Raw genomic sequence first — 13549 nt, forward strand, 5'->3', positions numbered from 1 at the left:
ACAGGCCCATGATGATTTACCCAACGATGGAGCTGCAGCAGGGGCGATGCGTGACCCTGGACAAGGGCCGGCTGGACGCAGCGATGTTGTGGCATGTGGATCCGGTTGAAACCGCGCGCAGCTGGGCTGCGGCGGGTGCCGAATGGATGCACCTGACCGATTTCGATGCGATCGAGGGCCGCGACACAAATGCCGGACTGGTCGAAGAGATCATTCGCGCCGCCGAGATCCCGGTACAGCTGGGCGGCGGTATGCGCAGCCGCGAAACGATCGAACACTGGATCGACAAGGGCGTGGGCCGCGTCGTGATCGGCACTCTGGCGGCGCTCGATCCTGAACTGGTCAAGGAACTGGCCAAGCGGCACCCGGATCAGATCGTATTGTCCGTCGATGTCTGGAAAGGCCGGGTGATGACCGAGGGCTGGCGCAACTCCAGCGCGTTCACGCCGGAGGCCTTCCTGGACGCCTATGGCGATGCGCCTTTTGCGGCCGTCATCGTCACCGATATCGACAGCGACATGGAGGATGTCGAGGCGCAGCTGGGCCTGATCTCGGGTCTGGCCGCCAAGGCACGCACGCCGGTCATTGCCAGCGGTGTTGTGCGGTCGGTCGATGACATCTCGCGGCTTGCCTATATCCACAACATCTCGGGAGCGCTGGCAGGCCGGTCGCTGTTCCGCAAGACGCTGGATCTGGGCGAGGCGTTGGAGGTGGCCAAAGGCGCGCACGAGCCGGTGGCGCAGTTCCAATAGGCCAGGTCGCATCGCCGTCGCGCGGGCAGGCGCGGGCGGCGCGCACGGCGACAAGGACGGCGCCGACATTTCCGACTTTGCTGTGGGCCGGGGCAGGGATGCTCCGGCCCACAGCCTTTGAACCGACGGGCCGTCCGGTGGCTGAAAAGCGCTGAGGGCAAAACCGCCCAAGCTCTTGCCCCCGGCCCCCCGGGCGGGGTATGAGCGGTTCTCGAACACCAAGCAGGCAAGAGGCACTTTCATGCGCAGAGTCGTTGTAACCGGGCTGGGATTGGTCACACCTTTGGCCAGCGGGGTCGAAGAGAGCTGGTCTCGGCTGCTGGCCGGGGAGTCGGGCGCGGGTCCGATCACCCTGTTCGATGCCGAGGCAAGCGGGGTCGCCACGACCTATGCCTGCGAAGTTCCCCGCGGGGACGGGTCGGACGGCACCTTCAATCCCGACGACTGGATGCCGCCGAAAGAGCAGCGCAAGATCGAGGATTTCATCCTGTATTCGATTGCGGCCGCCGAAATGGCCTGCAAGGACGCCGACTGGATGCCGGAGGATGAGGATGCGCGCCTGCGCACCGGCGTGATGATCGGATCGGGCATCGGCGGACTGGGCTCGATTGCCGAGACCGCCAACCTGATCAGGGATCGCGGCCCGCGCCGTGTGTCGCCGTTCTTCATCCCCGGCGCGTTGATCAACCTGGCCTCGGGTCAGGTGTCGATCAGGTTTGGCTTCAAAGGTCCGAACCACTCGGTGGTGACGGCGTGCTCGACCGGCGCGCACGCGATTGGCGATGCCAGCCGTTTGATCCGGCTGGGCGATGCGGATGTCATGGTTGCAGGTGGCGGCGAGGGCTGCATCTGCGAGATCGGCATCGCCGGTTTCAACTCCTGCAAGGCGCTGTCGACCAAATATGCCGACAATCCCAAGGGCGCCAGCCGCCCCTATGACGTCGACCGCGACGGGTTTGTCATGGGCGAGGGCGCGGGCATCGTGGTGCTGGAGGAATATGAACACGCCAAGGCGCGCGGCGCCAAGATCTATGCCGAGGTGCTGGGCTATGGCATGTCGGGCGACGCCTATCACATCACTGCACCGTCCGAGGATGGCGACGGGGCCGAACGCTCGATGAAAGCGGCGCTGCGCAGTGCGGGGCTGGAGCCGAAGGATGTGGATTACATCAACGCCCACGGCACGTCGACCATGGCCGATACCATCGAGCTGGGCGCGGTCGAGCGGCTGCTGGGCGATCACGCGGGCAACGCGACCATGTCCTCGACCAAATCGGCCACGGGGCACCTGCTGGGCGCGGCTGGCGCGATTGAGGCGATCTTCTCGATCCTCGCGATCCGCGATCAGGTGGCGCCGCCGACGATCAACCTGGACAATCCGGCGGTTGAGACACCGATTGATCTGGCCCCCAATGCCAAGCGCGAGCGCGAGATCAATGTGGCCCTGTCGAACTCGTTCGGTTTTGGCGGCACCAATGCGAGCGTGATTTTCGGAAAGGCCGGTTAAATGTGGCGCGCGCTTGCTTCGAACATGCTGACCGTTCTGGCGGTCGGCCTGTTCCTGATGGCCGGTGTGATCCTGTGGGGGCAGGCGCAGTACACAGCCCAAGGACCGCTGGACAGCGCCATCTGCCTGCGGGTGGAAAGTGGCTCGAACATGAGCCGGGTCAGCCGTGATCTGGAAGAACAGGGCGCGGTGACCAGCGCGACGATCTTCCGGTTGGGCGCGAATTATGCCAACAAATCCAGTCAGTTGAAAGCGGGCAGCTTTCTTGTGCGCGAAAGCGCGACGATGGAGGAGATCGTCGATCAGGTGACCCGTGGCGGTGCCAGCACCTGCGGCACCGAGATCGTTTATCGCATCGGCGTGACCCGCAGTACGACGCTAGTGCGCGAGCTTGATCCGGCCTCGCTGGAATTTGTTGAGATCGCATCGTTCAACCCGGCCGAAGATGAGGTGCCTGCTGCCTATACCGAGAAGCGGGGCGAGCGGGATACCCGGTACCGGATCGCGATGGCCGAGGGGGTGACCTCGTGGCAGGTGGTTGAGGCGCTGAAGGGCATGGATGTGCTGGACGGCGAGGTGGCTGAGCTGCCCGCCGAGGGCGTGCTGGCGCCGGACAGCTATGAGGTCACGCCGGGCACGACACGTGCGGATTTGCTGCAAGATATGCAGGAAAAACAACAGCTTCGGGTGAACGCGGTTTGGGAGAGCCGCCAGGAGGGACTACCCCTGGCGAGCCCGGAGGAGATGCTGATCCTGGCCTCGATCATCGAGAAGGAGACCGGGTTGCCGGAGGAGCGCGGGCAGGTGGCCAGCGTGTTCATCAACCGGCTGGACCGGGGCATGAAGCTGCAGACGGACCCGACCGTGATCTACGGTGTTACCAAGGGGCAGGGCGTGCTGGGACGTGGGCTGCGTCAGAGTGAACTTCGCCGGGCAACGCCTTGGAATACCTATCTGATTGACGGGTTACCGCCGACGCCGATTGCCAATCCCGGGCTGGCGAGTCTTGAGGCGGCAGTGGCGCCGGAACAGACGGATTTCGTGTTCTTCGTCGCCGACGGAACAGGCGGTCATGCCTTTGCCGAGACGCTGGAAGAGCACAACCGCAACGTCGCCAAATGGCGCGAGATCGAGGCGCAGCGTCAGAGCGAGGGGAACTGACCCCGCCTGCCGGGATCTTCCGGTTTGTACTGGGTTTTGAGGGCGGGTTGTCCGGTTTGTACAACGGGGCACCATGGCGGAGCGTGGGTTGATCGCGGCCATTGCAGTGCCAGAGGTTCAGCTCCTGACGAAGTGAGACTGCTCTAATCCGGCGTTTTGCCTTCGGGCGAAGCGGCGGGGATTTGAAATGACTCTGCGGGCAGGTCTGCTGCGCGCCGTGCGTGGGCTTGAGTGTAAGCGCCCTCAAGGTACCGCGTGTGGGCCGTCGTGTCGAAAAGCGGGCAGGTCAGCCGGTTGGAAGCGAGCCGGTCACGGATTGCCCGCAGCTTGTCGGGATCAGTGGCCAGCGCCAAGGCGAGGCTTTCGTAATCCGCGTCGCTGGTGGTGATCATCTCCGGTAGGCCCGCCGCTGTCAGTACGCTGGCGGCGACGCGGGCGGAGAACTGGTCTCCGATCCGGGTCAGAACCGGCAACCCGGCCCAAAGCGCATCGACCGCAGTTGTGTGTGCATTATAGGCAAAGGTGTCGAGGAACAGATCCGCCAGACGGTGTCGGGCCAGATGTTGCGGGTTGGGCATCCTGTCGGCGAACACCAGCCGCGTGTCGTCCACCCCGTGCGCCCGGGTGGTGTGACGCAGGTTGCGCTCGGCCCGTTCGCTTGTCCTGAGCAGCCACAATACGCTGCCGGGTGTTCGGGAGAGCAGCCGCATCCAGATTGCGAAGACGCGGGGGCAGATCTTGTAGCTGTTGTTGAAGCAGCAGAAGACGAAGGCGTTTTCCGGCAAGCTGTGCTCGGCCCGGGTTTGGGGGTCATCCGAGATCGGACGGTTGCGGTCGCTGGGAAAATAGCTGTGGGGCAGGGATATGACCGCCTCGGAAAAGCTGTCCTGCCGGTCGGGCGGCAAGACCGTGCCATCGGCGATCACGTAGTCGATATAGCGGGCTCCGGTGGTGCCCGGATAGCCGAGCCAAGCGATCTGTGTTGGGGCCAGCCGGCGGGAAAACAGCGCGGCCCGGTTGTGTCGGGTATAGCCCATCAGGTCGATGGCAATATCAAGCCCGTCCTCGCGCGCCAGTGCGGCGGCCTGCGCATCGGACAGGCCGCTGATGTCGTGGAACCGGTCGAAATGAGCGCTGACCTTGTCCCGCATCGCGTCGGTGCAGCCTGTGAGCGCATAGGCAAAAAGCGTGAAGCGGGATTTGTCATGGGCGGCCAGCGTGCCGGTCAGCAGATGCGCGGCGGCGTGATCGCGGAAATCCGCGGACACATAGCCGATGCGCAGTTTCCTGTCCTCGCTTCCGCCACGGGCGGGCAGGGCCGGGGCGGGGTGGCCGATGCTCTGCTGCACATGAGCCATGGATCGCTGTTTTTGCCGGGCGGGGTGATCCTCGAGCGCCAATGTGCTGAACGGGGGCGCGGCTTGGCCTGTGGTTCCCAGCGTTTCAAGCCGCGCATTCAGCCGCTCCATTTCGGTCCAGTCGCACAGGCCCGCCAGGTGATGCAGGGCTTGGACAAGGAACCGGTCGTTGTCGGGCGCCAGGGCATGGGCGCGCAGGAAATAATCGCGGGCCAGTTCGGGCTGCCCGGCATCCTGCAGGGTGAGGGCCAGGCCAAAACAGGTTTCGGCAGAGTGAGGCGCCTGATTGAGCGCCTGCCGCAGGCACGCGATCGCAGCCTCATGGTCGCCCATGCGGCGCAGCGCGTTGCCCTTGTTGACGAGGGCGTCGCAATACCCCGGCTGCCGGTTAAGCGCGGCGTCGAAACACTCGAGCGCCTTGGACCATTGGTGTTGCTCCTGCCGGAGATTGCCCAGATTGTTCCACGCCTTGACGTGATCCGGGTTCCGCTTGAGCACCGAGTGATATTGCGCTTCGGCGGCGTCGGAGTGGTTCATCGCCTGCAGCGTCACGGCGAGGTTGTAGCGCGCGGTGACGTCATCGGGACACAGCGTGAGCGCCTGTTCGTAGCACTTTGCCGCGACTTGCAGCTCACCCAGTATCTTGGAGACGTTCCCCAGCGCGGTGCGGACCCGGGCGGTGTCCTGGGCGGGAAGGTCCTGGGATAGGACTTCGCGATAAAGATCGGCGGCCTCGCGGAAGTGACCGATACGCAGCCGCGCCTGGGCCCGGCGCATCAGAAGGTTGACGCTTGGCATGTCTCTCCCGCTATTTGGCTGCGGCCAATCGGCCCCCTGTTGGTGTCGGTATAACACTTTAGCGCGCGCGCAGTCTGCGGGTGTTTTGGTCCGGGCAGCGGTGGCTGGCCGTTTGGCGTGGATTAGGGATTTGTTAGGTATTTCAGCGCGTTGGGTGTTGCGCCTGTTGCGCGGAGGCTTGACATTGCGGACGGTTTCGCGTATAAGTTGTGTCATGCTAGAAGAAGTGGGCGGCGGCCCCGGGGCGACCCGGTGGCCGTTTTTCATTTCTCTCGTGCGGAAATCACTCACGCATGAGGTCACGCACACACATGACTTTGATTACCCCGGAAGAGCGGATTTCGCGGACGGCTGACTTGTTGCAGTCGCTCGAGACGTCCATTCGCGGTCTGCGGCAAGCGGCGGAAGACCTGCGCAAGCAGATCGAGACCGGGGAGGATGCAGATCTTGCTGGTTCAGCCAAGCAACTCGGTCAGGTCGAGGGACTGATCCGAAGTTGCCAGAAAGTGGAGACAAGCTTTGTCGAACATCATCACAGACAGGCCGGAATTGCCCAGGGGGGCTATGCGCTCGACCTTGAGCAGGCCCGATTTGAGATCGGGTGCAGGCTGGCTCGCCTCCGCCGATGCTGCGGTGCGGGAAAGGTTCCTGAGTGAGATCGGGGAGGGAGGGCTGTGTGCCCTCCCTTTCCTGTTCGAGTTCTGGGCGTTGCCGCATCAGTTGCCGCCCGAGGGCGACTGGCGGTCCTGGGTGATCATGGGCGGTCGCGGGGCTGGCAAGACGCGGGCCGGGGCCGAGTGGGTTCGGTCGGTGGTCGAGGGGTCGAAGCCTTTGGATGGCGGCGAGGCGAAGCGTGTGGCGCTGGTGGGGGAGACCTTTGATCAGGTGCGGGACGTGATGATCTTTGGCGATAGCGGGATCTTGCAGTGTTCGCCGCCGGATCGCCGTCCGGTGTGGAAGGCGTCGGAGCGGAAATTGGTCTGGCCGAACGGGGCCGAGGCGCAGGTGTTTTCAGCGCATGATCCGGAGGGGCTGAGGGGGCCGCAGTTCGATGCGGCTTGGGCGGATGAGCTGGCCAAGTGGAAGAAGGCGGGCGAGACCTGGGACATGTTGCAGTTTGCGCTGCGGTTGGGCGAGCGGCCGCGGGTCTGTGTGACCACGACGCCGCGGAATGTGAAGGTTTTGAAGGCGTTGCTGGCGTCGCCGTCCACGGTGGTGACCCATGCGCCGACCGAGGCGAACCGGGCCAATCTGGCGGTGTCGTTTCTGGAAGAGGTGCGGGCGCGCTATGCGGGCACGCGGCTGGGGCGGCAGGAACTGGATGGGGTTTTGCTGTCCGATGCCGAGGGCGCGCTGTGGACCGGGTCGATGCTGGAGGCGGCGCGGGTTGGGCACGTGCCGGAGCTGGACCGGGTCGTGGTGGCGCTGGACCCGGCGGTGAGTGCCGGGGCGCAGTCGGATGCCTGCGGGATCGTCGTGGTGGGCGCGAGGTTGCAGGGGCCGCCGGAAGACTGGCGGGCTTATGTGCTGGCGGATCGGACGGTGCAGGGGAAGGGCCCCTCGGGCTGGGCGCAGGCAGCGGTCGATGCGATGGACGAATTTGGCGCCGAGCGGCTGGTGGCCGAGGTCAATCAAGGCGGGCAACTGGTCGAGGAGGTGGTGCGGCAGGTGGCGCCGGTGGTGCCGTTCCGGGCGGTGCGGGCCTCGCGGGGCAAGGTGGCGCGGGCGGAGCCTGTGGCGGCGCTTTATGAGCAGGGGCGGGTGTCTCATGTGGCCGGGCTGGACGCGCTGGAGGAGCAGATGTGCCAGATGACGGCGCGGGGGTTCGAGGGGCCGGGCTCGCCGGACCGGGTGGACGCGCTGGTCTGGGCCCTGCACGAGCTGATGGTGGGGCCTGCGGCGCAGCATAGAAGGCCGAGGGTACGGGTGTTGTGATGGCGGGATACCGGGTTTTGAGTCGGTGAAAGTGGCTCGAGGACTGGTGCTGAAAGTGTGACCCGGGCCAGCTGCGCGTGCCGTCAGGCTATTACTGTGGTACAACAGCAGTCCCATCGGCACAGCCGTAGAATGGCAAGGTGGGTGCATGGGCACCGCCTGATTGCAATTGGTCATGAGGCCGGTGCTGTTCTTAGTCTGTAAGGGGGGGCGACCTTCCGAACGGGAATGATGAGATGCGGCGGGTCTTTTTAGACGCATTACAGGCTCTTTCAGCCCCGCGTATTTGCGTGGTGGCGCGTCTTGGCAATGCTGTCCTCGGGCCTGAAGGTCCTCCGGAAAGAAGCGCCTCATTTTTTCCGCTGAGTGCTGTCGTCCAGCCTTCCTGCAGACGGCCTTGACGGTCCATCCGCAGCTCCTTCCTACGTTCCGGCTTTGGGTTTCGTGTTCGTCTCTCGACGGCGCACATGAGCCGCAAAACCTGCGTTACGCAAATCCCCAGATTCGACTCACAGGTGCGCATCCCGGACGCGTCTTGGGTGTTGCAAAGCTATGTGCGGCGTCGCGCTCATTGATACATTGGGCGCAGCGGGCACATCGGGTTCAATCACGATATCTGAACTATCCGCTCCGTCAGTATGCCTCGCCCTGAGCGCAGCCCTACCGCCGGAACAAGACGTTCTGCGCCTGCTTGTCCCGGTGATCCCCGCGCAGTTCGGCGTAAAGGGCGCGGCCTGCCTGCACCCCAGGACGGGCGCCCATGACCTCGAGCCAGCGGGCGAAGTGGGGTTTGTCCGCGAGCGTCTGTTGCTGACCCTCCCACAGGCTGGCCCAGCCCCAGATCGACATGTCGGCGATGGAGTAGAAGTCTCCGGCTACGTATTCGGTTTCGGCCAGCCGCCGGTCCAGCACACCGTAGAGGCGGGCGACCTCGGCGCGATAGCGGTCCTTGGCGTAGGGCAGGTCCTGCGGCGGATCGAGTTGCGGAGCGTATTTCAGGAAGTGATGCGCCTGACCCGCCATCGGGCCGACGCCGCCCATTTGCCACATCAGCCATTGCTCGACGGCGCTCCGGTCGCGTTCGGTTTGGCCATAGAACCGCCCGGTCTTGCGCGCCAGATACATTAGGATCGCGCCGCTTTCGAACAGTGAAATCGGCTCACCGCCCGGCCCGTCGGGGTCGATGATCGCAGGCATGCGGTTGTTGGGCGCGATCTTGAGGAACGCGGGGTCGAACTGGTCGCCCTTGCCGATGTCGATCAGGTTTGTGTGATAGGGCAGCTCCATCTCTTCCAGCGCGATGGAGATCTTCCAGCCGTTGGGTGTGGGCCAGTAATACAGCTCGATCGGGTCCGCCATGCATCCTCCTTAACCTGAGGGGATCATGAGGCTTTCTGGGCAAACGGCAAGAGCAGTTGCGGCCGTGGCAGGGCAAAAAGTCGTGACCAGCGCCGGGCCGGCCGTTCGGGCAGGCCGCAGCTCAGGGTGGGCAGGCTCAGCCGGTCGTGGTTTCTCAGCAGCGCGTTATAGACCCTCAGAACGCCGGGGCGGGTGTAGCTGGACCAATGGCAAATGCGCCGCCGGGGCGCCGCTATGGGGATGGCCAGGCGGGCCAGGTGAGCCAGAGTGTCGGGGCAATCCAGTTGCAGCGTGACGGCGTTTGGTGCGTCAAGGCCCAGGCCGATGCTGCGGTCGCCGCGTTTCGGCGGCGCGATCAGCCATTCGTAAAGGGCGTCGAACAGATCGTTTTCACGGCTCGTGACATTTATGAACTCGGCCTGACGGCCAGCAGAGGTTGCCAGGGCCGCAAGCGCCCGGTTGCGATAGGCGGCGCCGGTCATGGAAATGATCCGCCTGAGCGCGCCCGCTGGAACATGATGCAGGGCTTCTAGCGCCAGTTCGGTGCCCATCGAATGGCCGATGAAATGGATCGGCCGCGCCGGGTTGAGGCGGTGAAGCTCGGCGATGATCCCGGCCAGCACCCGGCCCGCCATCATCGCCCGCCGCCGCGCCGCCCAGAGCGGCCCGCCGGCATCCCAGCCAAAGGCGATCGCCAGCCCCTCATCGGCGCAGCCGGAGCCGAAGCCGAGCTGTTTGGGCCAGCTTGGGCCGGAGCACGGGCCCGGCGCGGGGTGCAGCGACAGGATGTTGCGGTGCGGACAGGCCTGCGCGTCATCGGGCCGGTATTTGTACCCGTGGGTCATGACGATCACCGGGCCTTCCAGCGTGCGGGTCTGGCGCAGGGCGCCGTGCACGGGCCGGGGGCTGCGGTGCAACGCGGCCCTGTCGCCTGTCACGTTGATCCTGATCACCGGCATGGCTCTGCCTCGCACAAGGTGTTGCGGTGGTGCTGTCTCACAACGCTATGACGGTCGGGTACAGGGACCGTTACTGAACGGTGACGACGCGCGTTGCGGGCTTGACGCGCCGGGGCGCTGGGCGTATGGGCAGGGCAGAGACCACGTGGCGATTTGTTACCGGATTGCGGGCCACGCTAAACAACACCGCTAAAAGGTCAGGATGAAAGACCCCTTTCGCTTGGCCGCGTCTGGGGTTTTTTCTTTGCCCTCTGGTTTCGGGGTCGAAAGGGATGAGATGAGCGAGAGCTGGAACAAACGCACCCAAGCCGTGCATGGCGGTATCCGCCGCAGTCAGTACAACGAGGTGAGCGAGGCTATTTTCCTCACCCAGGGCTTCGTTTACGAAAACGCCGAACAGGCCGAGGCGCGGTTCATCGAAAGCGGCCCGGATGAGTTCATCTATGCCCGTTACGGCAACCCCACCGTGTCGATGTTCGAACAGCGGATTGCGGCGCTGGAGGGGGGCGAGGACGCCTTTGCCACCGCGTCCGGCATGGCGGCGGTCAATGGTGCGCTGACCTCGATGCTGCAGGCGGGCGATCATGTGGTGTCGGCGAAGGCGCTCTTTGGGTCCTGTCTTTATATTCTGGAAAACATCCTCAGCCGCTACGGGGTCGAGGTGACGTTTGTGGACGGCACCGATCTGGAGGCCTGGAAGGCGGCGATCCGTCCCGACACCAAGGCGGTATTCTTCGAATCCATGTCGAACCCGACCTTGGAGGTGATCGACATCGCCGCCGTCTCGGAACTGGCCCATGCGGTGGGGGCTGTGGTGGTGGTGGACAATGTGTTCTCGACCCCGGTATTCTCGAAAGCCATCGAGCAGGGGGCGGATGTGGTGGTCTATTCCGCCACCAAGCATATCGACGGGCAGGGCCGCGCGCTGGGCGGCGTGATCATCGGCACCCGCGAGTTCATCCGGGGCACGGTCGAGCCCTATCTCAAGCATACCGGCGGAGCGCTGAGCCCGTTCAATGCGTGGATCATGCTCAAGGGGCTTGAGACCATCGCGCTGCGGGTAAACGCGCAGGCCGACACCGCGCGGAAGGTGGCCGAGGCGCTGGAGGGGCATCCAGCGCTGGAGCGCATCCTGTTCCCCGGCCTCAGGACCCACGCGCAGAACGCGCTGGTACAGAGCCAGTTGGGCGGCAAGGGCGGCACCGTGCTGTCGCTGGATATCAAGGGCGGGAAGGCGGCGGCCTTTGCCTTTCTCAATGCCATGACCATCCCGGTGATCTCGAACAACCTCGGGGACGCGAAATCCATCGCGACCCACCCGGCGACGACGACGCATCAGCGCCTGAGCGAAGAGCAGCGTGATGAACTGGGGATCACCCCGGGTCTGATCCGCCTGTCCATCGGTCTGGAGGATGTGGAGGACCTGCTGGCCGATATCAAACAGGCGCTGGACGCCTCGCAAGGGTGAAACCCGCGCGCCCAAGGCGTTTCGAAACGCCTTGGGTCCGGCCCTGCCGTTTTGCGTTTCGGCGGGGTCTCGTTCCCACATCCGGCTTCGCGGTGGAAGCCGCTTGCAAGCGGCTTGAACAAGGCGTTTCGAAACGCCTTGCCGCTCACATCTCCCACGGGAAACTGTCCAGCCGTTCTGCGCCGGTTTCGGTGATGAGCACTTGCGTTTCCAGCTTGACGCTCTCGGAACCCTCTTCGGCGATCAGGCTTTCGACGCAGACCACCTGACCGGTCTCGAAATGCCCACTGTGACTGGCTTCGAAATCCGGATGCAGCAGCACCACCGGCCATTCGTCTGCCATGCCGACCCCATGCGCTGCCAGCGAATAGCGGTGGGGCTGGTAAGCGGCTGGAATCCGCCAGCTTTTGGCGTTGAATTCGGCAAAGCTCAGACCCGGCTCCAGCAGCGCCAGATTGTGGTCGATCTGCGCCCGCGCCGCTGCATATAGCCGCTTCTGCCGGTCCGTCATCGGTACGTCGCCGCAGATCCAGGAGCGGCTGAGATCGGCGCAATAGCCGTAGGGGCCGATCATGTCGGTGTCGAACGAGATCATTTCGCCCAGCCGGCATTCCCGGTTCGAGCATTCGCGGTACCACGGGTTGGTGTTCGGCCCGCAGGTCAGCAGCTTGGTCTCGAGCCACTCGCCGCCCGAGCGGGCGTTTTCGAAATGCAGATGCGCCCACAGCTCGCGCTCGGTCACGCCGGGCACCGAGTGCTGGTAGATCCGTGCCATCCCGGCCTCGCAGACGCGGATGGTCCAGCGCATCAGCGCGACCTCGTCGGCGGATTTGACCGAGCGGGCGATCTCGGTGACCTGGCCGCCCTCGATAATCTCGACCCCGCGCGCGGACAGCGCCGCGACGCCTTCGGGTTCCAGCCGGTCTACCGCCAGCCGCATGTTGCCGCCGCCATGGGCGCGTAACTCGGTGACGATCTCGTCGGCCCATAGCGCCAGCCGCTCGCCGGACCGGTCTCCGGCGCACATGAACATCCATCCGATGGAGTTGCGCAGCTCGTCGATCCCCGGCAGCCCGTCATTGAGGTGCTCGCAGCCCTTGAATTCGAACATGATCCCCGGGCCGCCATTCAGGATCAGCGCGTAGCGGATCGGGTTGTGGCTGGTCCAGACCCCCATGTTCGAGCTGTCGAAGGCGTAACGGATGTTGACCGGATCGTAGAGCAGCAGCCCGGCCACATTATGGGCGTCCATCAGAGCGCGGAAACGGGACAGGCGGTAGGCGCGGGCGCGGTCCAGAACCTCGGCCGGCAAGGGGCTTTTCAGCGGGCGGTCGGCGCCCTCGGCGTTCAGATAGGCGAGTTTGCGGTCATCCTTGAACGGGGTTGCCTCGTTCATGACGCGCGCCCGTAAAAGCCTAGCCGCTCAGCGTCCGAAAACGTCACGCCGGGGCGTTCATAGTAGGAGAAGACCGCAATCACCCGCTCCCGCGCGCCTTTGACCGGGGTCACGCGGTGGGCGGTGTTCTTGCCCTTGAACACGTTGAGCGTGCCGGGGCTGAGGGTGATGACCTTGCTCTCGGGGTCTTCGCCGCGCAGCAGCCGGGCGACACCGTCATAGTTCGGGTCGCCGTCGCTGCGCAGATCGGTGCGGTATTCGAAGCCGCCGCCCTGATCGGGGGCCTGCAGCAGCAAGGTGGTGGTAAATTCCGAGCGGTCGAAATGCCAGTTCAACGCCTGCCCCTCGCGGTAGGACATCACGTTCACACAGGCCAGCGGGTCCTCCATCACGTGCAGTTCGGGCTTGTCCATGGTGGCGGCGAGGAAGGTGGCGAACTGGGGCCATTCATAGAGCCGCAGCAGCGCAGACCCCGCGATCTGATCGGCGCAGAGCGTCCGGTTCGAGGTCTGGAACTGCCGCAGGGCCGGGTGATCCGGGGGCAGGCCCTCGACCGGTTTGAAATAGATATTGTGCATCCGCTCGTGCAGGAAGGCGTCCGCGCCGAAACGGGGTGCCATCTCGGCCACCGCCTGTGCCGCGATCCCGGGCCGCATCAGCCCGTCGAGGTTGAACATCCCCTCGGCCGCCAGATCGGCGCGGCAGCGGTCGACCAGCGCCTGCCAGTCGGGACTGTGCGGGCGGTGCAGGGGAAACCGGTCGAGATCGAGGATGTCGTGCATGGGCAGGGCCTTTCCTGGGACAGGATCAATCTGCCCCGGTCTTGCCATCTTAGACACCATAAAATATCTTGGTC

General features: G+C 64.7%; 11 protein-coding genes and 1 riboswitch. Of the genes, 6 read left to right on the top strand and 5 right to left on the bottom strand.

Annotation, left to right across the window (positions count from 1 at the left end; translation table 11 throughout):
* Positions 1-8: 8 nt before the first annotated feature.
* The 3 genes from GOX53_RS17900 to mltG all read left to right on the top strand — a co-directional run bounded on the left by GOX53_RS17900 (position 9) and on the right by mltG (position 3420).
* Positions 9-752 (top strand): HisA/HisF-related TIM barrel protein, encoded by a 744-nt coding sequence (locus tag GOX53_RS17900; protein WP_171178715.1) that lies wholly within the window; start codon positions 9-11, stop codon positions 750-752.
* Between the two features lie 241 nt (positions 753-993).
* The gene (gene fabF / locus GOX53_RS17905) at positions 994-2259 is read left to right on the top strand and encodes a beta-ketoacyl-ACP synthase II (RefSeq protein ID WP_171178717.1); all 1266 of its coding nucleotides are present in this window, start codon (positions 994-996) and stop codon (positions 2257-2259) included.
* The gene (mltG, locus tag GOX53_RS17910) at positions 2260-3420 is read left to right on the top strand and encodes an endolytic transglycosylase MltG (RefSeq protein ID WP_171178719.1); all 1161 of its coding nucleotides are present in this window, start codon (positions 2260-2262) and stop codon (positions 3418-3420) included.
* A 143-nt stretch (positions 3421-3563) separates the two neighbouring features.
* On the opposite strand, the gene GOX53_RS17915 is transcribed toward mltG, so the two are convergent.
* Entirely contained in the window at positions 3564-5576 is a 2013-nt protein-coding gene (locus GOX53_RS17915; protein ID WP_171178721.1) for a glycosyltransferase family 41 protein, read from the bottom strand.
* Positions 5577-5887: 311 nt separating this feature from the next.
* Here GOX53_RS17915 and GOX53_RS17920 point away from each other — a divergent pair, with 311 nt between their 5' ends.
* The gene (locus GOX53_RS17920; RefSeq protein WP_171178722.1) at positions 5888-6232 is read left to right on the top strand and encodes a hypothetical protein; all 345 of its coding nucleotides are present in this window, start codon (positions 5888-5890) and stop codon (positions 6230-6232) included.
* A 52-nt stretch (positions 6233-6284) separates the two neighbouring features.
* Positions 6285-7511 carry a DNA-packaging protein gene (locus GOX53_RS17925; protein WP_171178785.1) on the top strand — a complete coding sequence of 409 codons (1227 nt, stop codon included), beginning with the start codon at positions 6285-6287 and terminating at the stop codon, positions 7509-7511.
* A 660-nt stretch (positions 7512-8171) separates the two neighbouring features.
* On the opposite strand, the gene GOX53_RS17930 is transcribed toward GOX53_RS17925, so the two are convergent.
* Together GOX53_RS17930 and GOX53_RS17935 are read right to left on the bottom strand one after the other, a co-directional pair.
* Positions 8172-8870 (bottom strand): glutathione S-transferase N-terminal domain-containing protein, encoded by a 699-nt coding sequence (locus GOX53_RS17930; protein ID WP_171178724.1) that lies wholly within the window; start codon positions 8868-8870, stop codon positions 8172-8174.
* Between the two features lie 23 nt (positions 8871-8893).
* Positions 8894-9829 carry an alpha/beta hydrolase gene (locus GOX53_RS17935; protein WP_171178726.1) on the bottom strand — a complete coding sequence of 312 codons (936 nt, stop codon included), beginning with the start codon at positions 9827-9829 and terminating at the stop codon, positions 8894-8896.
* Positions 9830-9964: 135 nt separating this feature from the next.
* Positions 9965-10042: riboswitch (SAM riboswitch) on the top strand.
* A 64-nt stretch (positions 10043-10106) separates the two neighbouring features.
* On the opposite strand from GOX53_RS17935, the gene metZ reads away from it, so the two are divergent.
* Complete coding sequence (gene metZ, locus GOX53_RS17940; RefSeq protein ID WP_171178728.1) at positions 10107-11297, top strand: O-succinylhomoserine sulfhydrylase; 1191 nt, start codon at positions 10107-10109, stop codon at positions 11295-11297.
* A gap of 145 nt (positions 11298-11442) precedes the next feature.
* Here the strand turns inward: metZ and GOX53_RS17945 are convergent, their stop codons facing one another.
* A complete protein-coding gene (locus GOX53_RS17945; RefSeq protein ID WP_171178730.1) occupies positions 11443-12693 on the bottom strand; it encodes a Xaa-Pro peptidase family protein in 1251 nt (416 codons plus the stop codon).
* Complete coding sequence (locus tag GOX53_RS17950) at positions 12690-13475, bottom strand: 2OG-Fe(II) oxygenase (RefSeq protein ID WP_171178732.1); 786 nt, start codon at positions 13473-13475, stop codon at positions 12690-12692. The genes GOX53_RS17945 and GOX53_RS17950 overlap by 4 nt, the downstream gene beginning before the upstream one ends.
* Positions 13476-13549: the final 74 nt, after the last annotated feature.

This window comes from Ruegeria sp. HKCCD8929 (genome assembly GCF_013031405.1).
Lineage (GTDB): Bacteria > Pseudomonadota > Alphaproteobacteria > Rhodobacterales > Rhodobacteraceae > Ruegeria.

Bases quoted from the DNA above. Each gene is read 5' to 3' on its own strand.
- GOX53_RS17900 (WP_171178715.1), top strand. From the start codon at position 9: ATGATGATTTACCCAACGATGGAGCTGCAGCAGGGGCGATGCGTGACC.
- fabF (WP_171178717.1), top strand. From the start codon at position 994: ATGCGCAGAGTCGTTGTAACCGGGCTGGGATTGGTCACACCTTTGGCC.
- mltG (WP_171178719.1), top strand. From the start codon at position 2,260: ATGTGGCGCGCGCTTGCTTCGAACATGCTGACCGTTCTGGCGGTCGGC.
- GOX53_RS17915 (WP_171178721.1), bottom strand. From the start codon at position 5,576: ATGCCAAGCGTCAACCTTCTGATGCGCCGGGCCCAGGCGCGGCTGCGT.
- GOX53_RS17920 (WP_171178722.1), top strand. From the start codon at position 5,888: ATGACTTTGATTACCCCGGAAGAGCGGATTTCGCGGACGGCTGACTTG.
- GOX53_RS17930 (WP_171178724.1), bottom strand. From the start codon at position 8,870: ATGGCGGACCCGATCGAGCTGTATTACTGGCCCACACCCAACGGCTGG.
- GOX53_RS17935 (WP_171178726.1), bottom strand. From the start codon at position 9,829: ATGCCGGTGATCAGGATCAACGTGACAGGCGACAGGGCCGCGTTGCAC.
- metZ (WP_171178728.1), top strand. From the start codon at position 10,107: ATGAGCGAGAGCTGGAACAAACGCACCCAAGCCGTGCATGGCGGTATC.
- GOX53_RS17945 (WP_171178730.1), bottom strand. From the start codon at position 12,693: ATGAACGAGGCAACCCCGTTCAAGGATGACCGCAAACTCGCCTATCTG.
- GOX53_RS17950 (WP_171178732.1), bottom strand. From the start codon at position 13,475: ATGCACGACATCCTCGATCTCGACCGGTTTCCCCTGCACCGCCCGCAC.